The sequence below is a fragment of the Streptomyces sp. NK08204 genome, assembly GCF_020400585.1.
GTDB lineage: Bacteria > Actinomycetota > Actinomycetes > Streptomycetales > Streptomycetaceae > Streptomyces.
This window is the reverse complement of the sequence record NZ_JAINVF010000006.1, coordinates 133,741-155,331: the sequence shown is the minus strand read 5'-3', so window position 1 is coordinate 155,331 and position 21,591 is coordinate 133,741. Positions and strand designations below refer to the sequence as shown.

At 72.2% G+C, this 21,591-nt stretch carries 24 protein-coding genes; 12 read left to right on the top strand and 12 right to left on the bottom strand.

Annotation, left to right across the window (positions count from 1 at the left end; genetic code table 11):
* Positions 1–18 precede the first annotated feature (18 nt).
* The 3 genes from K7G59_RS12355 to K7G59_RS12345 all read left to right on the top strand — a co-directional run bounded on the left by K7G59_RS12355 (position 19) and on the right by K7G59_RS12345 (position 1,869).
* Positions 19–612 carry a DUF4865 family protein gene (locus K7G59_RS12355; RefSeq protein WP_225833428.1) on the top strand — a complete coding sequence of 198 codons (594 nt, stop codon included), beginning with the start codon at positions 19–21 and terminating at the stop codon, positions 610–612.
* A complete protein-coding gene (locus K7G59_RS12350) occupies positions 609–1,517 on the top strand; it encodes a phosphotriesterase (RefSeq protein WP_225833426.1) in 909 nt (302 codons plus the stop codon). Before K7G59_RS12355 ends, K7G59_RS12350 begins: the two co-directional genes overlap by 4 nt.
* 145 nt (positions 1,518–1,662) lie before the next feature.
* A complete protein-coding gene (locus K7G59_RS12345; RefSeq protein ID WP_225833425.1) occupies positions 1,663–1,869 on the top strand; it encodes a DUF1272 domain-containing protein in 207 nt (68 codons plus the stop codon).
* A gap of 158 nt (positions 1,870–2,027) precedes the next feature.
* On the opposite strand, the gene K7G59_RS12340 is transcribed toward K7G59_RS12345, so the two are convergent.
* Together K7G59_RS12340 and K7G59_RS12335 are read right to left on the bottom strand one after the other, a co-directional pair.
* On the bottom strand, positions 2,028–3,266 hold the full coding sequence (locus K7G59_RS12340) for an ROK family protein (protein WP_225833423.1): 1,239 nt from the start codon (positions 3,264–3,266) through the stop codon (positions 2,028–2,030).
* A 71-nt stretch (positions 3,267–3,337) separates the two neighbouring features.
* On the bottom strand, positions 3,338–3,988 hold the full coding sequence (locus tag K7G59_RS12335; protein ID WP_225833419.1) for an alpha-ketoglutarate-dependent dioxygenase AlkB: 651 nt from the start codon (positions 3,986–3,988) through the stop codon (positions 3,338–3,340).
* Between the two features lie 371 nt (positions 3,989–4,359).
* Between K7G59_RS12335 and K7G59_RS12330 the strand changes: the two genes are divergently transcribed.
* Positions 4,360–5,493, top strand: coding sequence for a methyltransferase (locus tag K7G59_RS12330; protein ID WP_225833784.1), 1,134 nt, complete (start codon positions 4,360–4,362; stop codon positions 5,491–5,493).
* A gap of 17 nt (positions 5,494–5,510) precedes the next feature.
* Here K7G59_RS12330 and K7G59_RS12325 read toward each other — a convergent pair whose 3' ends face one another.
* Both K7G59_RS12325 and K7G59_RS12320 read right to left on the bottom strand, forming a co-directional pair.
* Complete coding sequence (locus K7G59_RS12325; RefSeq protein WP_225833417.1) at positions 5,511–6,371, bottom strand: class II fructose-bisphosphate aldolase; 861 nt, start codon at positions 6,369–6,371, stop codon at positions 5,511–5,513.
* Between the two features lie 56 nt (positions 6,372–6,427).
* Entirely contained in the window at positions 6,428–7,309 is an 882-nt protein-coding gene (locus K7G59_RS12320) for an SIS domain-containing protein (protein WP_225833415.1), read from the bottom strand.
* Positions 7,310–7,442: 133 nt separating this feature from the next.
* Between K7G59_RS12320 and K7G59_RS12315 the strand changes: the two genes are divergently transcribed.
* The gene (locus K7G59_RS12315; protein WP_225833413.1) at positions 7,443–8,222 is read left to right on the top strand and encodes a DeoR/GlpR family DNA-binding transcription regulator; all 780 of its coding nucleotides are present in this window, start codon (positions 7,443–7,445) and stop codon (positions 8,220–8,222) included.
* A 12-nt stretch (positions 8,223–8,234) separates the two neighbouring features.
* Here K7G59_RS12315 and K7G59_RS12310 read toward each other — a convergent pair whose 3' ends face one another.
* Together K7G59_RS12310 and K7G59_RS12305 are read right to left on the bottom strand one after the other, a co-directional pair.
* Positions 8,235–8,630 (bottom strand): luciferase family protein, encoded by a 396-nt coding sequence (locus K7G59_RS12310; protein ID WP_225833410.1) that lies wholly within the window; start codon positions 8,628–8,630, stop codon positions 8,235–8,237.
* Between the two features lie 155 nt (positions 8,631–8,785).
* The gene (locus K7G59_RS12305) at positions 8,786–9,199 is read right to left on the bottom strand and encodes a DUF5317 family protein (RefSeq protein WP_225833408.1); all 414 of its coding nucleotides are present in this window, start codon (positions 9,197–9,199) and stop codon (positions 8,786–8,788) included.
* 515 nt (positions 9,200–9,714) lie between these two features.
* On the opposite strand from K7G59_RS12305, the gene K7G59_RS12300 reads away from it, so the two are divergent.
* Both K7G59_RS12300 and K7G59_RS12295 read left to right on the top strand, forming a co-directional pair.
* On the top strand, positions 9,715–10,698 hold the full coding sequence (locus K7G59_RS12300) for a helix-turn-helix transcriptional regulator (protein WP_225833406.1): 984 nt from the start codon (positions 9,715–9,717) through the stop codon (positions 10,696–10,698).
* Positions 10,699–10,937: 239 nt separating this feature from the next.
* The gene (locus K7G59_RS12295; protein WP_225833404.1) at positions 10,938–11,300 is read left to right on the top strand and encodes a hypothetical protein; all 363 of its coding nucleotides are present in this window, start codon (positions 10,938–10,940) and stop codon (positions 11,298–11,300) included.
* Positions 11,301–11,365: 65 nt separating this feature from the next.
* On the opposite strand, the gene K7G59_RS12290 is transcribed toward K7G59_RS12295, so the two are convergent.
* The gene (locus K7G59_RS12290; RefSeq protein WP_225833401.1) at positions 11,366–11,836 is read right to left on the bottom strand and encodes a hypothetical protein; all 471 of its coding nucleotides are present in this window, start codon (positions 11,834–11,836) and stop codon (positions 11,366–11,368) included.
* A 550-nt stretch (positions 11,837–12,386) separates the two neighbouring features.
* Here K7G59_RS12290 and K7G59_RS12285 point away from each other — a divergent pair.
* Together K7G59_RS12285 and K7G59_RS12280 are read left to right on the top strand one after the other, a co-directional pair.
* Positions 12,387–13,553 carry an MFS transporter gene (locus K7G59_RS12285; protein ID WP_225833782.1) on the top strand — a complete coding sequence of 389 codons (1,167 nt, stop codon included), beginning with the start codon at positions 12,387–12,389 and terminating at the stop codon, positions 13,551–13,553.
* A gap of 382 nt (positions 13,554–13,935) precedes the next feature.
* A complete protein-coding gene (locus tag K7G59_RS12280; protein ID WP_225833399.1) occupies positions 13,936–14,679 on the top strand; it encodes a maleylpyruvate isomerase family mycothiol-dependent enzyme in 744 nt (247 codons plus the stop codon).
* 34 nt (positions 14,680–14,713) lie between these two features.
* Here K7G59_RS12280 and K7G59_RS12275 read toward each other — a convergent pair whose 3' ends face one another.
* Positions 14,714–15,106 carry a MarR family winged helix-turn-helix transcriptional regulator gene (locus tag K7G59_RS12275; RefSeq protein ID WP_225833781.1) on the bottom strand — a complete coding sequence of 131 codons (393 nt, stop codon included), beginning with the start codon at positions 15,104–15,106 and terminating at the stop codon, positions 14,714–14,716.
* Positions 15,107–15,191: 85 nt separating this feature from the next.
* Between K7G59_RS12275 and K7G59_RS12270 the strand changes: the two genes are divergently transcribed.
* On the top strand, positions 15,192–16,682 hold the full coding sequence (locus tag K7G59_RS12270) for an MFS transporter (protein ID WP_225833397.1): 1,491 nt from the start codon (positions 15,192–15,194) through the stop codon (positions 16,680–16,682).
* 76 nt (positions 16,683–16,758) lie between these two features.
* Positions 16,759–17,052 carry a DUF6332 family protein gene (locus tag K7G59_RS12265; protein ID WP_225833394.1) on the top strand — a complete coding sequence of 98 codons (294 nt, stop codon included), beginning with the start codon at positions 16,759–16,761 and terminating at the stop codon, positions 17,050–17,052.
* On the opposite strand, the gene K7G59_RS12260 is transcribed toward K7G59_RS12265, so the two are convergent.
* From K7G59_RS12260 to K7G59_RS12250, 3 genes are all read right to left on the bottom strand, one after another.
* Positions 17,013–17,678, bottom strand: a complete 666-nt coding sequence (locus K7G59_RS12260) for a response regulator transcription factor (RefSeq protein WP_225833392.1) — start codon at positions 17,676–17,678, stop codon at positions 17,013–17,015. The genes K7G59_RS12265 and K7G59_RS12260 overlap by 40 nt on opposite strands.
* The gene (locus K7G59_RS12255; RefSeq protein ID WP_225833390.1) at positions 17,675–18,901 is read right to left on the bottom strand and encodes a sensor histidine kinase; all 1,227 of its coding nucleotides are present in this window, start codon (positions 18,899–18,901) and stop codon (positions 17,675–17,677) included. The genes K7G59_RS12260 and K7G59_RS12255 overlap by 4 nt, the downstream gene beginning before the upstream one ends.
* 98 nt (positions 18,902–18,999) lie before the next feature.
* Complete coding sequence (locus K7G59_RS12250) at positions 19,000–19,695, bottom strand: TetR/AcrR family transcriptional regulator (protein ID WP_225833388.1); 696 nt, start codon at positions 19,693–19,695, stop codon at positions 19,000–19,002.
* A gap of 126 nt (positions 19,696–19,821) precedes the next feature.
* On the opposite strand from K7G59_RS12250, the gene K7G59_RS12245 reads away from it, so the two are divergent.
* Entirely contained in the window at positions 19,822–20,328 is a 507-nt protein-coding gene (locus K7G59_RS12245; protein WP_225833386.1) for a nitroreductase family deazaflavin-dependent oxidoreductase, read from the top strand.
* On the opposite strand, the gene K7G59_RS12240 is transcribed toward K7G59_RS12245, so the two are convergent.
* Positions 20,318–21,574, bottom strand: coding sequence for a geranylgeranyl reductase family protein (locus tag K7G59_RS12240; RefSeq protein ID WP_225833384.1), 1,257 nt, complete (start codon positions 21,572–21,574; stop codon positions 20,318–20,320). The two genes, K7G59_RS12245 and K7G59_RS12240, sit on opposite strands and share 11 nt — an antisense overlap.
* Between the last annotated feature and the right edge of the window lie 17 nt (positions 21,575–21,591).

The following is a 21,591-nucleotide window of genomic DNA, read 5'->3' as shown; positions in this document are numbered from 1 at the left end:
TGAGAAAGGTATCGCGACATGCATGCAATGCAGTACGAGTTCACCCTGCCCGCCGACTACGACATGGGCGTCATCCGCTCCCGCGTCGCCCGGGTCGCGCATCTGCTGGACGACTGGGACGGCCTCGGCATCAAGACGTACATCCTGCGTGAGCGGGGGGTGCACGGTTCGCCGGTGAACCAGTACGGGCCCTTCTACCTCTGGAACACCATGGAGGGCATGAACCGCTTCCTCTGGGGAGGCACTTTCCAGGGGCCCGTCAACGACTTCGGGCGCCCGGAGGTACGGCAGTGGACGGGGCTGGCGTTCGAGGAGGGCGTCGCCGCCGGGTCCGCGGCCGCGTTCGCCGTGCGACGGCGCCAACCGGTTCCGGAGGGCGTGGACTTGGCCTCGTTCATGGCGGACGCCGCAGGCGAGACCGCACGACTGGCCGCGGAGGACGGTGCGGTGCTGGCGGCGTCCGTCGTGGACACCCGCGCGTGGGAGCTGGTCCACTTCTCGCTCTGGGAGGGCGGGGTGGACGCGCCTTTGAAGGCCGAGGGCGACGTCTTCGAGGTACTGCACCTGTCGGCGCCCGAGCGGCATCTGCTGCCGCGCGGGCAGCAGTGGTGAGCGTGGTCCGTACGGTCCTGGCCGACATACGCCCCGAGGAGCTGGGCGTGTGCGACGCGCACGACCATCTCTTCCTGCGCAGCCCGCGGTTGCCGGGGCAGGAGCTGGACGACCCACGTGCCGCGGGGGCCGAACTGGCCGCTTTCCGGGCCGCGGGTGGCGCCGCCGTCGTGCAGTGGACCCCGTACGGCATGGGCCGGCGGGCTGCGGACCTGCCGGAGCTGTCCCGGGCGAGCGCGGTGCATGTGGTCTGCGCGACAGGCCTGCACCAAGCCGCCCACTACAGCCCGGAGTTGCTCGCGGGGCTGCGCGGCCGGCTGGCCGATCTCTTCGTCCGCGAACTGACCGAGGGCATCGGTACGACGGGTGTGCGCGCCGGGTTCATCAAGGTGGCGGGCGGCTTCCACGCCCTTGACGCACACGCCCGCTGGACCATGACAGCGGCGGCCGAGGCACACCACGCCACCGGTGTGGCCATCGCCGTCCACCTGGAGCTGGGAACCGGAGCCCTGGACGTACTCGACCTGCTGTGCGGCGAGTTGGGCGTCTCCGGTGACCGGGTGATCCTGGGGCATCTGAACCGCTCACCCGACCCGGTGGTGCAGCGCCAGGCCGCCCGGGCGGGCTGCTGGCTGGCCTTCGACGGGCCGTCCCGTGCCCATCACGCCACGGACTGGCGGATGCCGGAGGCCGTACGCGCCCTGGCGGAGGCGGGGTTCGGGGACCGGCTGCTGCTGGGCGGGGACACGGTGACCGCGGGGGCCCGCTCGGTCGACGGCGGTCCTGGAATGCCGTATCTGCTGCGCCGGGTACGGCCACGGCTGGAGGAGGCGGTGGGCGCGGAGCTGGTGGACCGCATCCTCACGGTGCATCCGGGGCAGGCCTTCGGGACCGACTGCCTCTGACCGCCGGCGCACGGGGGGGCGGGGACGGTGGCCCGATCGCGTGGATCTCTGTCCCGCAGGAGGCTGGCCGCCCCGCACACCGTCGGGAGGATGGAGGGAAAGCCCGACGTCAGACCCACCGCACCGAGCAGATGAGGAACACGCCATGGCCCTGGAGATGCGCGACCGCTGCGAGCGTTGTGAGTCAGCCGGGCTGCCGGCCGACGGTCCGGCCCGCATCTGCTCGTACGAGTGCACCTTCTGCGTCGCCTGTGCCGAGGCCATGCGTCACACCTGCCCCAACTGCGGCGGCGAGCTGGTCACCCGGCCCCGCCGGACGCCCGTCACAACCCCGGCCCAGGCCACTGCGTAACCGGCTCACAGCGACGGGTCCGCAGGCAGCAGAGCGACAAGGTCGGGCCACCACACCGCATGCACCCGCCCGAGGTCACTCATGACCTGGCTGTTCTCCGGGCGTGTCGGCAGTCGAGGGAAGGTCGGCCCGGGCGGCAGGAGAAGCCGGGACAGCCGTCACCGCAGTGCCCCCAGCGGGTCGTCCAGTACCGGCTGCCAGGCCAGTTCGGCCGCTCCGACCAGGCTGTTGTGGTCCAGGGTGCAGGGCAGGATCGGCACACCGCCGCTCTGGCCCCACAGGCTGCGGTCGGCGACGACCGCGCGGAGCCGGCCGGGGTCGGCGTCGAGGAGGGTGCGGTGCAGACCGCCCAGAATGATCCGGTCGGGGTTGAGGATGTTGACCAGGCCCGCGAGACCGAGGCCGAGGCGGTCGATCAGTGCCTCGGCGGCTGTGCGGACGGCCGGGTCCGCGTACTGGGTGCGCAACAGGTCGTTGGCCTGCTGGAGCAGGGACACCTCAGGGCCGGGCTCGCGGCCTGCCTGGATGAGCAGGGCCAGCGGGTCCGCCTCCACGTCCAGGCAGCCACGGCTGCCGCAGTGACAGGGGCGGCCCTCGGGATTGACGGTCAGGTGCCCGACCTCCAGGGCGAGGCCCGAACTCCCGCTGTGCAGGCGGCCGTCGAGGACCAGCGCACCGCCCACACCCCGGTGCCCGGTGGCCACGCACAGCAGGTCCCGGGAGCCCCTGCCGGCGCCGTGCCGGTGTTCGGCGAGCGCGGCGAGGTTCACGTCGTTGCCCGCGAACGCCGGGCCGGCGATCCCTGCGGCGCGCACGCACTCCGCGAAGATACGGCGGACCGGGGCGCCCACGGGCCAGGCCAGGTGCAGCGGGTTGAGGGCCAGGCCGTCCGGTTCGGCGACCGCGGACGGTACGGCGAGGCCCGCGCCTACGCAGCGGCGACCGGTCGTACGGAGCAGTTCGGCACCCGCCTCCACCACCGAGCCGAGCACCTTCGCCGGGTCGGCGTCCACGGTTTCGCAGCCGGGCGCGGTCGCCACGATGCGCCCGCCCAGACCGACCAGCGCCGCCCGGAAACCGTCGGCGTGCACCTGCGCGGCGAGCGCCACCGGCCCGTCCTCGGCGACCTCCAGCCGGTGCGAAGGGCGCCCCTGGGACCCGGCCGCCGCGCCGGGCCGGGCGTCGACCCTGATCAGGCCCAGCGCCTCCAGCTCGGCGGCCACCGCACCGGCCGTCGCCCGCGTGACGCCGAGCTCGGCGGTGAGCACGGCACGGGTCGGTGCCCGCCCGGTGTGCACCAGTTCCAGCGCGGGTCCGAGTGCACCGCGCCCCCGGTCCAGCCGTGCCCTGGAAGTGCTCGCATCCCCCGCCTTCCGGGGGTCCGCCTTGCCGCTCATGAGGGCGAGTCTCCCATGATCCGCAGCCGCCGCGTCCTCTGGTCCTCGACGGGCGTGACCTGCACCGCTCTCTACAGGCCGCTCACCCGCAGGGTGATGTTCAGCCGACCGGTCAGGCCCAGCGCCGCCGGGGCCGTGCCCGGGTGGACCCGCGGCACACCGTGGTAGGCCGACCGGGACGGGCCGCCGAACACGAACAGGTCTCCGCTGCGCAGCTCCACGTCCGTGTACGGCCGGGACCGGCTCTCGGTGTTGCCGAAGCGGAAGACGCACGCGTCGCCGAGGCTCAGCGACACCACGGGCGCCGGTGACCGTTCGTCGCCGTCGCGGTGCATGCCCATCCGGGCGCCGACGTCGTAGAAGTTGATCAGCGCGATGTCGTACGGGTCGGCGGGGACGGCCCGCGGGCCGAGTGCGTCGGCCACCGCGCGGCGGCCGAGCTCCCCGAGCCAGTCCGGGAAGGGCTTCACCGGGGTTCCGTCGCCGTCGACGACCGTGCGGGCGTAGGCGTACGGGTACCAGTGCCAGCCCAGGCAGACCTGGCGGGCGGTCATGGTGCCGCCGCCCGGGGTACGGACCGTACGCAGTCCGGCCGGTGGCCGCGCCCACTCCCGGCAGGCGGCGACCAGCTCCCGCTGCCGTCCCGCGCCGAGCCATTCCGGCACGTGCACGGCGCCGGCCGCGACCCGCATCCGCTCTCTGGGAAACAACTCCACGTCCACGCTTCCCATCCTGCCCGAACACCCCGCTCGCCTCGGCCTGCCCAAGAGTCCGCGCGACGGGCCCGTCCACGGCCCGCTCGACATGGCCTGCCCCGAGTCCGCACCGTCGGCCCTGCCCGAAGGGACCACACGCCCGTTCCCGCCGGAAGGACCGCCCGCCTCATGCACCCGAAGAACCCGCACGACCACGCACCACCGGAAAGCCCCGCCCATCTCGCCCCACCAGAACCACCCACGCGACCACGCTCCACCTGAACGCCCAAGAACCCGCACGACCGGCCCGAGCTGTGCATCGTCCCGGCAAAGGCGATCCTGTGCGAGCGTGGCCGACGGGCCGGGGCCGCTAGCCTGGAGTCACGATGAACGACCGTATGACGACGCCGTGGGGCGAGTTCGAGCTGTCCCGCTTCCCTGAGAATCCGCGCGACCGGCTGCGTGCCTGGGACGCCTCCGACGCGTATCTGCTGCGGCACCTGGCCGAGGAGGGGGTGCCGCTCACGGGCACGGTCGTCGTGGTCGGGGACCGCTGGGGCGCCCTGGTCACGGCGCTCGCCGAGCACCGGCCGACGCAGATCACCGACTCCTTCCTGAGCCAGGAGGCGACCCGGGTGAATCTGGCGCGGGCGGGTGTCGCGCCCGGTGTCGTACAGCTGCTCACCACCCAGGATCCGCCGCCGGAGCGCGTGGACGTGCTGCTGGTGCGGGTACCGAAGAGCCTGGCACTGCTGGAGGACCAGTTGCTGCGGCTGGCGCCCGCCGTGCACGCGGACACGGTCGTGGTGGGCACCGGGATGGTCAAGGAGATCCACACGTCGACGCTTCAGCTGTTCGAGCGGGTTCTCGGGCCGACCCGGACCTCGCTGGCGCAGCAGAAGGCGCGGCTGATCCTCTGCACCCCGGACCCGTCGCGTGAGCGGCCCGCGAACCCGTGGCCGTACACCTACGCGCTCCCGGACGGCATCGGCCCGGCCTCGGGTCACACGGTCGTCAACCACGCGGGCGTGTTCTGCGCCGACCGGCTGGACATCGGCACCCGGTTCTTCCTGGCGCACCTGCCCGCACCGGGCGCCGGACGGGTGGTGGACCTCGGGTGCGGGAACGGCGTCGTGGGTACGGCGGTGGCGCTCGCCGACCCCACGGCCGAGGTGCTGTTCGTGGACGAGTCGTTCCAGGCGGTGGCGTCCGCGGAGGCGACGTACAAGGCCAACGGGGTGCCGGGGCATGCCGAGTTCCGGGTCGGGGACGGGCTGGCGGGGGTGGCGCCCGGCAGCGTGGACCTCGTCCTGAACAATCCGCCGTTCCACTCCCACCAGGCGACCACCGACGCCACGGCCTGGCGGATGTTCACCGGGGCGAAGCGCGCGCTGCGCCCCGGCGGCGAACTGTGGGTGATCGGCAACCGGCACCTGGGCTACCACGTGAAACTGAAGCGGCTCTTCGGCAACGCCCAGCTGGTCGCCAGCGACCCGAAGTTCGTGGTGCTCAAGGCCGTCAAGAACGGTTAGCGCCCAGGGTCCCGGGCTCAGGCGGGCCCGCGGCCCAGTACGCCGATGATCCGGCTCACCTCGCCTGCCATCGCCTCCCGGCCGACACTCAAGTACTTGCGGGAGTCGACGGCCTCGGGGTGCGCGGCGAGGAAGTCGCGGATCGCCCCTGTCATCGCCACGTTCAGGGCGGTGCCGACGTTGACCTTGGCGATGCCGCCCGCGACCGCGGCGACCAGGCCGTCGTCGGGGACGCCGGAGGAGCCGTGCAGGACGAGCGGCACGGTCAGCGCGGCGGACAGCCGCTCGAGGAGGCGGTGGTCGAGGGCCGCGGTGCGCACCGTCATGGCGTGCGCGCTGCCGATGGCGACGGCCAGGGCGTCGACGCCGGTGCCGCGGACGAAGTCGTGGGCCTGGTCGGGGTCGGTGCGGGCGCCGGGCGCGTGGGCGTCCAGCGGAGGCCGGCCGTCCTTGCCGCCGATCTGTCCCAACTCGGCCTCGATCCAGAGGCCCCGGGCGTGGGCCCAGTCGGCGGCGGCGCGCGTCGCGGCGAGGTTCTCGGCGTACGGCAGACGGGCCGCGTCGTACATCACGGAGCTGAAGCCGGCGCCGGGTGCCTGGCGCAGCAGATCGTCGCTCTGCACGTGGTCGAGGTGCAGAGCGACGGGTACGTCGGCCCGTTCGGCGGCGGCGACCGCGGCCCGGGCCAGTGGCAGGAGCCGTCCGTAGCGGAACTTGACGGCGTTCTCGCTGACCTGGAGGACAACGGGCACCCCGGTCGCCTCGGCGCCGGAGATGACGGCCTCGACGTGTTCCAGGGTGACGATGTTGAAGGCGGCGACGGCGGAGCGGTTCCCGGCGGCGCGGCCGACCAGCTCGGCGGTGGTCGCGAGGGGCACGGCGGTGTTGTCCCTTCGTGTGGCGGCCTGTCGTGATGCGTCCTGAAAGGCGCTGGTCAGGGCGCGAGGATCACAGAGCGGGTCAGGTGGCGCGGCCGGTCGGGGTCGAGGCCGCGGGCGGCGGCGACGGCGACGGCGAGCCGCTGGACGCGGAGGAGTTCGGCGAGCGGGTCGAGCCCGCCCGCGACCCACAGCCCGCCGGTGCCGCGGACCTGTTCTTCCAGCCCGTCGGGTGCCTCGCCGAGCATCCAGGTCGCCGTGCCGTGGCTGGTGATGCTGATCGGGCCGTGCCGGTACTCCATCGCCGGGTAGGACTCCGTCCAGGACAGCGCGGCCTCACGCATCTTCAGTCCGGCCTCGTTGGCCAGTCCGACGGTCCAGCCACGGCCCAGGAAGGTGAACTGCGTGCAGCCGACCAGGCCTTCGGGCAGCGGAACGGACAGAGCCGTACGGGCGTCGGCCACGGCGGTGTCGGGGTGCAGGCCGAGGTGGGCGCGTAGGAGGGTGAACGCGGTGGTCGCGAAGCGGGTCTGGACGACCGAGCGTTCGTCGGCGAAGTCCAGTACGACGAGATCGTCGGCCGCCGTCGTCACGGGGGTCGCGGGGTCGGCGGTGACGGCCGTGGTCCGCGCGTTTCCTCGCAACGCGCCCAGCAGATCGAGTACCTCGGTGGTGGTGCCGGAACGTGTGAGGGCGACGACTCGGTCGTACGACCGTCCGCGCGGGAACTCGGACGCGGCGAACGCGTCGCTCTCCCCCTGGCCGGTGCTCTCCCGCAGGACGGCCGCCGCCTGCGCCATGAAGTACGACGTCCCACACCCGACGAACGCGACCCGCTCCCCCGGCGCCGGCAGCGCTCCGGCGTGCCGTCCGGCCTCCTCGGCCGCGCGTGTCCAGCACTCGGGCTGGCTGTTCAGCTCGTGCTCGACATGGCTCATGCCACACCCTCCCTAGCTGATTGTTCCTGCAAGATATAGCTATTTTTCGAGCACAATCAAGCATTCGAGCTCAGCGCGGGGTGCGCTAGGGTCGCCGTGAGATCGGAGAACGGTCCGAGAACGGAGGCTGCAGATGTCCCGGGACGCCCGCTGGAAGGCGCTGCTGGAACTTCTCGTCGAGCGCGGCCGGCTGGAGGTCGAGGAGGCCGCGACCGCACTGGAGGTGTCGGCGGCGACGATCCGCCGGGACTTCGACCAGCTCGCCGAGCAGCAGATGCTGGTGCGCACGCGCGGCGGGGCAGTGGTGCACGGGGTGTCGTACGAGCTGCCGTTGCGCTACAAGACGGCCCGCCGCGCCTCCGAGAAGCAGCGCATCGCCAAGGCCGTCGCCGGCCTCGTCGCGCCGGGCGAGGCGGTGGGGCTGACCGGCGGCACGACCACCACGGAGGTGGCCCGGGCGCTCGCCGTGCGCGGCGATCTGAGCAGCGGCTCACCCGCGCTGACGATCGTCACGAACGCGCTCAACATCGCCAACGAGCTTGCCGTACGCCCCCAGTTCAAGATCGTGGTGACGGGCGGGGTGGCGCGCGCACAGTCGTACGAACTCATCGGCCCGCTCGCGGACGGCGTGCTCGCTCAGATCAGGCTCGACGTGGCGGTCCTCGGCGTCGTCGCCTTCGACGTCACGCACGGCGCGGCGGCGCACGACGAGGCGGAGGCCGCGATCAACCGGCTGCTGTGCGAACGCGCCGAGCGGGTGGTGGTGGCCGCCGACTCCAGCAAGCTGGGCCAACGGGCGTTCGCCCGCATCTGCGCGGCGGATCTGGTGAGCACGCTGGTGACGGACACGGCAGTGAGCCAGGACACGGTGGGCCGCTTCGAGGACGCGGGCATCCAGGTCCTGGTGGTCTGACGTCCGCCGGCGTCAGATGCCGCCGAGGTCCGCCTTCACGAACCCCGCGCCACGCTGGTCGTTGCAGCCGAGCGGCTGCCGGTCGCCGGGGTCGGGCCAGACCTGTTGCGCCTGGAGCGCCACGCTGACCAGGGTCAGCAGCAGGTCGACGTCGCTCGCGGCGTCGAGCCGCAGGGTCACCCACTGCGACCCCGGCACGACCCGGATGGCGTCCGAGCCCTTGAAGTTCCCGGCGAACCGCCGGATGGCCCGGTCGGTCAGCCGCAGATCCACATCACGGTCCGAGTGGAAGTGGGCGATCTCGCCCTGCGGCGAACTCACCGCCTGTCCCAGACCACAGCTGGGCATGGCCGGTCTCAGGTCCGGCCAGGTCGCCAAGAGCGCGAGCGCACGCGAGGCCAACGTCATGGGCCCATCATGGCCTGCTCATCCCTCTGCAACCAGCTCGTGAGCAAGCATTAACCGACCTGTATCCGCCCCGCGTTCACACCCCACCCGCGCGTCCCGGCTCCGAGGACCGCGCCAAGTCCGGCCGCTGGGCCATGCGGCACCGCGCGGCCGGGTCAGCCGCCGGTGCAGTCGGGGGCTCCGCCGAGGGTGTGAGCAGGGCAGCGACGGCGGCGACAGCGAAGGCGATAAGGGTCAGGCGTCGCCAGGTGAGGGTGCTGGACATGGTGTCCCCTGTTCGTAGCGGGCGTGCGCGGCTGGGCGTTGTGGTGCATGGCGGTGGAGATGAGCAGTACGGCGGAGGCGGCCAGGAGGATGTCGCCGATGCTGATCACGGCGTGCAGGGCCGGGACAGGGATGGTGTCGCCGAGTGCGAGCAGACGCACGGTGTGCCCTGCGGACACGTTCTTGGCCGTCCGGGGTCCGGCGGCCGGTCCAGCGGCTGCCGCGGCGCAAGGGCCGTAGGGCATGCGGCCGTCGGCGGCGGACGCCAGGGCGTTGAGCAGGGCACCGCCGACGGCAACCGCCACGGCAGCGGCCGTCAGCGGCCGTCAGCGGCCAGGGACGGCCTTGGGCGTTCAGCCCGAGCCATAGCGGGGAGAGGGCGAACACCAGGGCAAGAAGGGGCCTCCGGAGAAGGTGGCTGCTCGCGGCGGGAAGAGCGGCAGTGGCCCGTTCGCCGGGCCAGTGGTTGCCGGAACCGTGAGGTGTGGCTGAAGTCGGCGGGGCCGCGGAAGGCCCAGCGGGCGCCGATGGTGTGGACCAGGCGGTGCCGCAGTCGCGGGTCGACGAGGTCGGCCCCGGCACTTTCCAGGCGCCGCATCCGAGTCGGGGCACGCCTTGAGGGCTGTGTGTGCTCATCTCCAGTGCTGTTCCTGGAAATACTTCGCCAAGGCTGCTCGCGCCGACGATGCCTGAGTGCACAATCACAAGTCGGGGCCTGGGGGGTTCTCCGGCCGTCATGGTTCGATCGAGTTTGTTGGCCGTACCCGGAGCCACGTGCCTGGGGTGCGGCCCGACGGGGGTGGCCGTGCTACGCATCGACATGGACGCACAGACCCTGGCGAACACACGTCTGGCGATTTCGCCGCTCGGGAACATGGTCGACGCCCTGTGGCTGGTCCGGAAGAGCGTGCAGTCCCGTGCCAGAGGGTGGAGCGCTCTGCTCCGAGAGTCGTTCCGCGACGAGAAACTGATCCTGCTCACATCGCTGTTCGGCGGATCGTGGGACTACGTCCCGGACTTTCTCACTCCGCAGCCCGAGGCCTCGGAGATGGCCGTACAGGACGAGTTGCACAGGGTGGCCGGCGCCGACCCTGAGCGGCTGCGCATCGAGCTCCAGATCATGATCGAGGGAAACAGGTCGATGCACGTGCTGGGCAGTCCCGCGCCCAGATCCGTGCTGGATGCGGTGCAACAGGGTGAGCGCGCGTTCGCCGAGCGCTTGGCCGCGGAGCTGGACCGGCTGTGGCAGGTGGCGATCGGGCCGAACTGGGCGCCTCTGCGCGCCCGTATCGAGGCGGACATCACCCGACGAGCCCACACGACCGCACGGGACGGCCTGGCCGGCATGCTCACCAGCCTCCATCCCCGGATCATGTGGGGCGATGACCATCTACGTCTGATCACCCGCTTTCAGGGACGGATCGCCCACAACACTTGCCTGGTCCTCACTCCTTCCGTGTTCAACACCGACCTGCACATGATCATCGATCCGCTTCCGCACGGACCGTTACGCAGGCAGCCGATGCTGGTCTACCCGGCTCCCCCGGAGTCTGGTACCGAACCCGCGGCCATGTCTCCCGCAGGTGCGCTGCTGGGCGTGACCCGGGCCAAGCTCCTCTCCGACCTCGAGACCCCTCGAACCACCACGGAACTGAGCGGGCGTCACTTCCTGGCCGCAAGCAGCGTCTCCTACCACCTGGGGATCCTGCACCGTTCCGGACTGGTCACCAGGACCCGTGTCGGTCACCGCGTCCTGTATCAACGGACTCTCCGCGCCGGCAGTCTGCTGCAAGAGGGCATCTGATCCGGGGAGCCGGTGTTCCGTGATGTTCTTGTGGCCGGCGCGTCGGCGGTCGCTGCACGGGTGGTGAGTGCTCGTCGTCCGTACCGCAGCGACGTGTCCGATGCCCGCGTGGACAGCTGCCCTCATCGGCCCGTGTCACTCAGAAGGACGCATTGAGTCGCCCCTTGGGAGTAGCACCACTCCGCCTGCAGCCAGAACCTCCTATGTTCGCTCCAGGCCCCACGGAAGGAAGACCCATCATGCGCCTGGCCTCGTCTGTTCGCACCGCCCTGGCTGCCGTTGCACTGGTCGGAGGGACGGTGGTGGGCAGCGCGACGCCGGCCAGTGCTGCGACCTGCCCTCACAGCGACTCCCCCAAGATCGACGGCGGGGTGGCCACGTGGACACTGAAGTGCAGGAAGGTCGAGGGGGTCGAGATGCTGTACATCGACGGGTGGGTGGAGGACACCCGGTCCGACGGCCTGTGCGCGGCAGTCACGATCAGGCCCGAGAACCAACGCTACGCGGACGAGGTGAAGGCCTGCGGTTCCGGCAGGCGCGAGCAGATCCACCAGTCCTATACCGGCAGGAGCGCCACGGTGAAGCTGAACCTGCGCTACTGAGGACACGGTACTGAACGACGAGCCGCCTCCGGTTTCGGCCGGAGGCGGCTACTTCCAGATCATCATCATCGGCCTTTCGGTGTATCCGCGAACCGTGGCCCGGCCTCCGGTTGCCGGCACCCCGACGGGCGCGGGGGTTGCGGTCGACCGGTCGAGAGACGTGCGGCCTCGGCAGCCACCCAGTCCAGAAGCACATCCGCCAGGGCAGAGAGGGATCTTCCTTCACCGAGGAGGACGAAGCGGCAGTCGAGACGGTCTCCCGGATTGTGGGGGTTCAGGGTGCCGCAGCGCAGACCCGTACGGTCGATCTGGCCGCCCAGACAGGTGCTGATCCTGTTGCGCAACGGGTCGACCAGGCTCACCCACACCAGCAGGCCGTCTGTCCACAGGCCGTCGACGGGGAAGTCCACGCAGAAGTCTTCCGGTTCCGGCGCCCCACTGGGCCAGGTCGTGACGCGGGCCGCGAGGCGCTCGACCACTGGCCGCCACTCTTCGCCGAACTCCCAGTCCGTGAGGTACTCGTGGAACGGTCCCATCGCGCCAGTGAATCACCGTTGGGTGCGGGCTCGCCCGGCACGTCGACTCCCTGCCCCGCCCGCCTCGTCGAGGAGACGAGTCGTGGCCTGGTCGTGGCGGCCGAGAGCATCCGCGACGGCGGGAGCGCACGAACTCCGTCGGCACATCGTTCTCGAACTCGGCGAGTTCCTCCTCGGTTCCCGGGGCGGCAGGGCAGCGCACCGGGGCCGCTGACCCCCACCGGTCATCGCCCGCGGCCGAGTTCCCGCGCCATCGGGAGCGTCCGGCTCGTGGGCGTGGGCCCACGCGAACATGACGGTCGCGGCCGGCCCGGGCCTCTGCCTCCGCACCGTCCCGACCGACACCGGCCGAAGCTCCGCCGAGCTGGGCGTGCCGAACGCGTGCGGCCATGGCGGCGGCCGTCCCGGGCGATCCGGAGCCTGGATCCTGCAAGACCGTCCGGCGGCACACCTCGACCGCCCCAGACACCCCCACACCCTTGTCGCCGCCGTCGGACATCTCTAGGGTGACTTTGTGCCGCTAATAAACAAAACCCGTTCGCACAGCGTCCTGCCGGGCACCGATCTCACTCGTCTGCGCGCGGCGATCACCGCCTTCTTCGCCCTGGACGGCTTCGTCTTCGCCGGCTGGGTCGTCCGTATCCCCGACATCAAGCACCAGACGCACGCCTCCGCCGGCGCCCTCGGGCTCGCCCTGCTCGGGGTGTCCGCCGGCGCGGTGCTCACCATGACACTGACCGGCAGGCTGTGCCGCCGTTACGGCAGTCACCCGGTGACAGTGGTGTGCATGGTGGTGCTCGCGCTCAGTGTCGCATTGCCCCCGCTCACCCACTCCGCGGCGGCGCTCGGTGCCGTCCTGCTGCTCTTCGGCGCCGGATACGGCGGCGTCAACGTGGCTTTCAACACCGCCGCCGTCGACCTGGTGGCCGCGCTGCGCAGGCCGGTCATGCCGGGTTTCCACGCGGCGTTCAGCCTCGGCGGGATGGCCGGCGCGAGCCTCGGCGGACTGGTCGCCGGAGCGGTCTCCCCCGTCTGGCACCTGTCCGGTCTGACGCTGATCGGGCTGCTGGTCACGGGTGTCGCCGGGCGGACGCTGCTGCGGCACGAGCCTCCCGTGCCCCAGGAACGTGTGCTGCCGGAGACCGGTGGCGGGGCACGCCCGGCGGACGGCCGTACCCGGGGACTGGTCGTGGTGTTCGGGCTGATCGCGCTGTGCACTGCCTACGGCGAGGGGGCCATGGCCGACTGGGGTGCCCTGCATCTCCAGCAGGACCTCGCGGCCTCGTCGGGCTCGGCGGCGGCCGGATACGCGTGTTTCGCACTCGCCATGACCGCCGGCCGGCTGACCGGGACGGCTCTGCTGGAGCGCCTCGGCCGTGCCCGGACTGTGATCGCCGGCGGTACCACCGCAGCGGCGGGCATGCTGCTCGGCTCGCTCGCGCCGTCGGTGTGGGCGGCGCTGCTGGGCTTCGCCGTCACCGGACTCGGCCTCGCCAACCTCTTCCCGGTCGCCGTGGAACGGGCCGGCGCCCTGGCCGGTGCGTCCGGTGTCGCTGTGGCCTCGACCCTGGGCTACGGCGGCATGCTGCTGGGCCCGCCCGCGATCGGGCTCATGGCCGACCGGTTCTCCCTGCCCGTCGCACTCACCAGCGTCGCCGTACTGGCCGCCGTGGCCGCCGCCGTCGGGGTGTCGACCCGGCGGGTCATGAGCGGCTGAGCGAGGCCGGCAGTTCGCGACCCACCAACTTTCCCGTCGGGCAGGCCGGGTGGGCTCCTTGCACGGAAGGGTCCTCTCCAGCCTCGCGCACTCGGCCTTCCGTCGGGCACGCCGAGGCGGGACCGCCGCGGACGCGGACGCGGCCGAGGCCCTGCACACCGAGGAAGACCGGTGCCCCGCACGCCGAGGAAGCAGGCGTACGCGCCGCTGGTGTGGGGCCGCGAGCCGGTGCGGGGGGGCGGACACTCGGGACCCCGACCTCCACGCCGAGCGGCGCCCCGCGTCCGGCCCGGTCGCCGTCGTGTCCCCTCACGCTCCCGATGACGGTCCCGAGGGGAAAAACGCGGGCATCGAGCCGGGTCCATCCTGCAGACTCGGCCGCATGGAGATCGCTGAGTACCTGCAGACACTGGACCGAGAGGGCCGCCTGCTGGCGGCAGCCGCCGAACGTGCGGGCACCGACGCCAAGGTGCCGACCTGCCCCGACTGGCAGGTGCGCGACCTGTTGCGGCACACGGGCGCAGTACACCGGTGGGCCGCCGGGTTCGTCACCGAAGGGCTCGCCACCCCGCGACCCCTCGAGGAGGACCCAGACCTGGACGGCGCCGAGCTGGTGGCCTGGTACCGCGACAGCCACCGCCTGCTGGTGGACACGCTGGACGCCGCCCCCGCCGACCTGGAGTGCTGGACCTTCCATCCGGCGCCCTGCCCCTCGCCGCTGACGTTCTGGACCCGGCGGCAGGCGCACGAGACGACCGTGCACCGGTACGACGCCGAGGCCGCGCTGGGCGCTGCGGCCACCCCGGTCGCCACGGACTTCGCGGTGGACGGCATCGACGAGCTGCTGCGCGGTTTCCACGCCCGCAGCAAGAGCCAGGTACGGACGGACGAGCCGAGGGTGCTGCGGGTGCGGGCGCAGGACGGCGGCGCGGACGCGGTGTGGACCGTACGGCTCAGCGCCGAGCCGCCGGTGACCTCGAGGGACACGGCCGGCACCGCCGATGCCGAACTGTCCGGGCCCGCCGACGAGTTGTACCTGGCGCTGTGGAACCGGGTGCCGGTGCCGCAGGTGGCCGGCGACCGTTCGCTGGCGTCGCTGTGGCGGGCGAAGGCCGGTATCGATTAACGGCGAGGAGCAACCCGGCCGATCCGACGGTTCGTCAGTCGGCCAGCATGCGGGCCAGTACCGCGCGTTGCACGGGCCGTACCTCACCGTGCAACGCGCGCCCCTTCGCCGTGAGCGCCACGCGCACCCCGCGCCGGTCCTCCGGGCACATGGCCCGCTCGACCAGGCCGTCGTTCTCCAGGCGGCCGATCAGCCGGGACAGTGCGCTCTGGCTGAGATGGACCCGCTCGGAGATCTCCTGCACGCGGTAGGCGCAGGCACCGTCCGCCGCCGCGCCCCCCGCGAGCACGTCGAGCACCTCGAAGTCGCTGGCACACAAGCCGTGTCCGCCGAGCGCCCGGTCCAGCTCGCACTGGGTGCGGGCATGCAGGTCCAGGATGCCCCGCCACTGCTCCACGAGCGCCTGCTCGGCCTTCTTCGCCGCCATGACCGCACCGTAGCAGAGAAACAAGGTCATTGCACAAGAATTAAATGCTCTTGCATTCGATGCATGTGCATGTAGTCTCTGTGTCATGACCTCTCCGCTCACTACCCCGGCGCCCCCTTCCTCGACGGGTCGCTGGACTCCCCGGCTGTGGGGCACCCTGCTGGTGCTGTGCGCCGCGATGTTCCTGGACGCGCTCGACGTCTCGATGGTCGGCGTCGCGCTGCCGTCCATCGGCTCCGATCTGCATCTGTCCACGTCCACGCTGCAATGGATCGTCAGCGGCTACATCCTGGGCTACGGCGGCCTGCTCCTTCTCGGCGGACGTACCGCCGATCTGCTGGGCCGGCGCCAGGTGTTCCTGGTCGCCCTCGGCGTCTTCGCCCTGGCCTCGCTGCTCGGCGGTGCCGTGGACTCGGGTCCGCTGCTGATCGCGAGCCGCTTCATCAAGGGACTGAGCGCGGCCTTCACCGCACCGGCCGGTCTGTCGATCATCACGACGACGTTCCCGGAGGGCCCGCTGCGCAACCGCGCGCTCTCCATCTACACCACCTGCGCCGCCACCGGCTTCTCGATGGGCCTGGTGCTCTCCGGTCTGCTCACCGAGGTGAGTTGGCGCTTCACCATGCTGCTGCCCGGCCCCATCGCCCTGGTCGCCCTGCTCGCCGGGGTCAGACTGCTGCCGCGCAGCGCCCGCGAGGAGAACCACGACGGTTACGACGTCCCGGGCGCGGTCCTCGGCACCGCGGCCATGCTGCTGCTGGTCTTCACGGTCGTCCAGGCACCGGAGGCCGGCTGGGCCTCGGCCCGCACCCTGCTGTCGTTCCTCGCGGTCGCCGTGCTGCTGACCGCCTTCGTCCTGATCGAGCGGCGCTCACCGAGCCCGCTGATCCGGCTCGGCGTGCTGCGCTCGGGCAACCAGGTCCGTGCCCAGCTCGGCGCGGTGGCCTTCTTCGGGTCGTACGTCGGCTTCCAGTTCCTGACCACGCTGTACATGCAGTCCCTGCTCGGCTGGTCGGCCCTGCACACGGCGCTCGCCTTCCTGCCGGCGGGCACGCTGGTGGCGGTGTCGTCGACGAAGGTCGGCGCGATCGTGGACCGGTTCGGCACCCAGCGGCTGATCGCGACCGGGTTCGCGCTGATGGTCCTCGGGTACGCGTTGTTCCTGCGCATCGACCTCGACCCGGAGTACGCGGCCGTCATCCTGCCGTCGATGCTGCTGATCGGCGCGGCCTGCGCGCTGGTCTTCCCCTCGCTCAACATCCAGGCCACCAACGGGGTCGAGGACCGCGAGCAGGGCATGGTCTCCGGCCTGCTGAACACCTCGATCCAGGTGGGCGGGGCGATCTTCCTGGCCGTGGTGACGGCCGTGGTGACCGCGCAGGCCCCCGCGCACGCCACTGCGCAGGCCGTCCTCGACAGCTACCGGCCCGGCTTCATGGTCGTCACGGGCATCGCCCTGGCCGGCCTGCTGATCACCCTCCCCGGGCTGCGGGTCCGCCGCAGCCGGCCGACGATCGTCGTCGCCAGGTCCACCGTGAAGGAGGCGGACGCGGACCGCGTGCCGGTCCGCGACTGACAGGGGGCCGCCTCCGTGCGTGCGTCCGGTGGGAGTCGGTTGACCCCGCCGGGCGCACGTCTGTGAGACTGACGGTATGTATGCGTCCGGGGGACATGGGGGGCGGCGCACCAGGGCCGAGCAGGACGCGGCCACGGTGGAGATCGGGTACGCGCTGGTCAGCGCGGCCTTCGCGGCGGCCGTGGTGTTCGGGGCCGTCGCCGGCCCCGCACTGCTCTTCGATCTGCCGCGCCTGCTCGGGGCCGCCCTGCTGCGGCTCGGCCTGGCGGCCGTCCCGGTGGTCTTCATGGCCCGGGTGGTGAGTGTGCTGGTCCGCTTCCGGCAGGCGGGTCAGCCCAGCCAGCCCGGCCGTACCAGCCCCGACTCGTAGGCGAGGACGACGAGTTGGGCGCGGTCACGGGCGCCCAGTTTGACCATCGTGCGGCTGACGTGGGTCTTGGCGGTGAGCGGGCTGACCACCAGGCGCCGGGCGATCTCCTCGTTGGACAGGCCGATGCCGACCAGCGCCATCACCTCGCGTTCCCGCTCGGTGAGCCGGGCCAGGGCGTCCGCGGCGGCGGGTTCCTTGGAGCGGGCGGCGAACTCGGCGATCAGGCGGCGCGTGACGCCCGGCGACAGGAGTGCGTCACCGTCCACCACCGCCCTTACGGCGCGCAGGAGTTCGTCCGGCTCGGTGTCCTTCACCAGGAACCCGGAGGCGCCCGAACGGATCGCCTCGAAGACGTACTCGTCCAGTTCGAAGGTGGTCAGCATGACCACCTTCACGTCCCGCAGCTCCGGGTCCTGGGTGATCCGCCGGGTCGCGGCCAGCCCGTCCAGCAGGGGCATGCGGATGTCCATCAGGACGACGTCGGGCCGCAGTTCGCGCACCTTGTGCAGGGCGTCGTCGCCGTCCGACGCCTCTGCGGCCACCTCGATGCCGGGCTGCGCGTCGAGCAGCGCCCTGAAACCGGCCCGCACCAGCGACTGGTCGTCGGCGAGCAGTACCCGGATCACTGGTCCTCCTTGGTGTGCGACGGCAGTACGGCAAGCACCCGGAAACCGCCGTCGGGGCGCGGGCCCGCCTCGATGGTGCCACCCAGCGCGGCGGCCCGCTCCCGCATCCCGGCCAGCCCGTTCCCGCTGCCGCCGGTGTCCGCGCCGGTCACGGGTCCGTCGTCGTCGATGCGCAGCCGCATGATGCCCTCGCCCTCGTCGTAGGCGAACCGCACGCGCGCGCGGCGCGATCCGGAGTGCCGTACGACATTGGTGAGGGCCTCCTGCACGATCCGGAAGGCGGCGAGGTCCGCGCCGGGTGTCAGCCGGGGCGGCTCGCCCTCGATGTCGACGGTCAGCCCGGCGGACGCGGCCTGTTCGGCGAGTTCGGGCAGCCGGTCCAGGCCGGGCGTGGGGGCGCGCGGGGCGGCGCCCGGGGCGCGCAGGGTGTCGAGGACCTGGCGCACCTCGCCGAGCGCCTCCTTGCTGGCGGCCTTGATCGTGGTGAGCGCCGCACGCGCCTGCTCGGGGTTGCTGTCGAGAAGCGCGAGCCCCATGCCCGCCTGGACGTTGATGACGGAGATGCTGTGGGCGAGGACGTCGTGGAGTTCACGGGCGATCCGCAGCCGCTCCTCGTCCGCGCGCCGTCCGGCCGCCTGGGCGCGGTCCGCGCGTTCCCGCGCCCACTGCTCGCGCCGCACCCGGGCCAGTTCGCAGACCGCGACGATGGCCAGCACCCAGGTGGCTGCGACGGCCTCCTGGCCGAGACCTGCCCTGCTGTCCCCCGCGGGCGGCAGCCAGCGGTAGAGCCAGAGCGCGACCAGGGCGTGCCCGGCCCACAGCAGGCCGACCGCCGTCCAGGCGGCCCGTCGGTGCCCGGCGACGACGGCGGTGAAGCAGCCGAGCGCGACGGCCGCGAACACCGGTCCGTAGGGGTAGCCGCCGGCCAGGTACACCAGGGTCGCGCCGGTCGTGCCGAGGACCACGAGAACGGGGTGGCGGTGCCGCCACAACAGCACCAGCGAGGCCACGAGCAGCAGCACGCGCGCGTAGGGGTCGAGTGGCTGGCGGTGCGGCTGGTCGTGCGCGGCGAAGTTCGAGCCGATCAGCACGAGCGCGGTGAGCAGCACGGTGGAGCGCCACGGCCGGCGGGCGCGGTACGGCTCGGGGTCGTCGGCGCTGTGCCACCGCGGGGGCCCGTACCGCCACCGGCGCGAGGGACCCCCTCCGTACTGCTCATCCATGACCGCCACGCTAGACGCCGCCGGTCGCGGAGGACGTCGGCCGGGCGAGGTGATCACAGCTACTCCCCGGGGAGTACGACGCCCCCCTCGCCACGCCGTCAGCGCAGCCCCACCCCGTGCGCGAGCCGGGTCGCCGCGTGCCGGAAGAACGTCGCCCGGTCCTCCACCACCCGGTGGAACTGCCCGAACAACTCGAATCCGACCAGTCCGAACAGCTGGGCCCACGCCGCCACCAGCGCCGCAGCCGCCTCTGGGGGCAGGTCGGGCGCGAGGTCCGCCGCCATGCGCTCGGCCTCGGGGCGCAGGTCGGCGGGTAGGGGGAGCTCGGCGAGGCCGGGCCCCTGGTGCGCGTCACGGACGATGCCGATGAGGAGCAGGCCGACGCGCGCGGCGGACGGGACGGTGGTCTCGGGGGCGGAGTAGCCGGGCACGGGCGATCCGTAGATCAGGGCGTACTCGTGCGGATGGTCGAGGGCCCACTCGCGTACCGCCTCGCACACGGCGGTCCAGCGCTGCGCAGGGTCCGCGCCGGCCCTCTCCCGGTGGGCGGCCTCCGCCGTCTCCGCCGCCTCACCGAGGGAGTCGTAGGCATCGATGATCAGCGCGGTCAGCAGCTCGTCGCGGCTGGGGAAGTAGCGGTAGAGCGCCGAGGAGACCATGCCCAGCTCACGGGCGACGGCCCGCAGCGACAGCCTGGCCGCGCCCTCGGCCGCGAGCTGTCTGCGCGCCTCGTCCTTGATGGCGGCGGTGACTTCGATTCTGGCCCGCGCGCGGGCGCCTTGTGCGGTGCTCATGCAAGCAGTGTGCCACGCAGGCGGAGCAGTGCACACAGTCGAGAGCAGTGCTCTTGCATTGGAGCGCCGATCTCCCCATACTCGAATCAACCGAGAGCACCGCTCTCTCAAACCGTGAGGGTCACCATGTCGTCTGCGTCGCCGTCTTCTTCCTCGTCCCCTTCCTCGTCCCCTTCCTCGCCCTCTTCCTCGCCCTACTACCTCAAGGGCAGCGCGCTGAACGTGCGGCTGAACGGGTTGATCGGCTGGCTCGCCCGGCACGGGATCAGCCTCGCGGGCAGCGCAGAGCTGTCGGTGCGTGGCCGCAAGAGCGGCCAGATGCAGCGCATCCCGGTGAACCCGCACACCTACGAGGGCGGTCAGTACCTCGTCTCGGCGCGCGGCCACTCCCAGTGGGTGCGCAACATGCGCGCGGCGGGCGGCGGGGAGCTGCGGCTGGGCCGGAAGGTACGCGCGTTCACCGCGGTGGAGCTCCCCGACGCGGAGAAGCTCCCGATCCTGCGGACCTACCTGGAGAAGTGGGGCTGGGAGGTCAACCAGTACTTCCAGGGGGTGACGGCCGAGTCCTCCGACGAGGAGATCGCCGCGGCGGCCGGCGACCACCCCGTCTTCCGGATCACGGTCACGGAGTGACGGAGTCCTGCGCCGCAACGCCGTCCTGCGCCGGGACGCGCCTGCGGTCCAACGCGGTCAGGGCGCGCTGGGCCATCGGGTGGGACCGCACGATCTCGGCCAGCGTCCCCGACCCCTGGGTGATGTCCCGGAACGCCCGCCAGGCCGGGCGGAAGCCGGTGAGGGCCGCGTGGAAGAGACCGGGGCGGCGCTCGAACAAGGTCAGCAGGTGCTTTCCGACGCTCATCTCGACGCCGAGCCCCGCCTTGATCGCGAACGCGTAGTTCAGGGCCTGGCGACGGGCGTCGACCGCGTCGTGCGCCTCGGCGACCCGCACCGCCCACTCCCCCGCCAGCCGGCCCGAGCGCAGCGCGAACGAGATGCCCTCACGGGTCCACGGCTCCAGCAGACCCGCCGCGTCCCCGCACACCAGCACCCGGCCGCGGGACAGCGGCGAGTCGTCGGCCCGGCAGCGGGTCAGGTGGCCGGAGGAGACGCTCGGTTCGAAGCCGGCCAGGCCGAGCCGGGCGACGAAGTCCTCCAGGTACCGTTTGGTGGCCGCGCCCTCGCCCCGCGCGGAGATGACACCGACCGTCAGGGTGTCGCCCTTCGGGAAGACCCAGCCGTAACTGCCCGGGATCGGCCCCCAGTCGAGGAGGATCCGGCCCTTCCAGTCCTGGGCGACGGTCTCCGGCACCGGGATCTCCGCCTCCAGACCGAGGTCCACCAGGTCCAGCTTCACCCCGACGTGGGCACCTATGCGGCTGGCGCTGCCGTCGGCGCCGACGACCGCGCGGGCCAGAACCGTCTCGCCGCCCTGGAGGACCACGGCGACCGTGCGCCGGTCGGGCACCGCCGAGCCGTGCTGCTCGACACGCAGGACCGTGACCCCCGTACGCAGTTCGGCGCCCGCCTTCTGCGCGTGCTCGACCAGCTGCTGGTCGAACTCGGGGCGGTTGACCAGCCCGAACAGCATCTGCTTGGAGCGGCGGGTGCGGGTGAAGCGTCCGTTGTGGGAGAAGGTGACCGCCTGCACGCGGTCCCGGAAGGGCAGCTCGAAGCCGGGCGGCAGGGCGTCGCGCGAGGGACCGATGATGCCGCCGCCGCACGTTTTGTAGCGGGGCAGCTCGGCCTTCTCCAGCAACAGCACGCGCCGTCCGGTCACGGCCGCCGCGTAGGCGGCCGAGGCCCCCGCCGGTCCCGCGCCCACCACGACGACGTCCCACACCCGCTGCACGTCGTCCGCCGAAGAGTTCTCGCCGCTCACGATGGTCTACTGCTCCG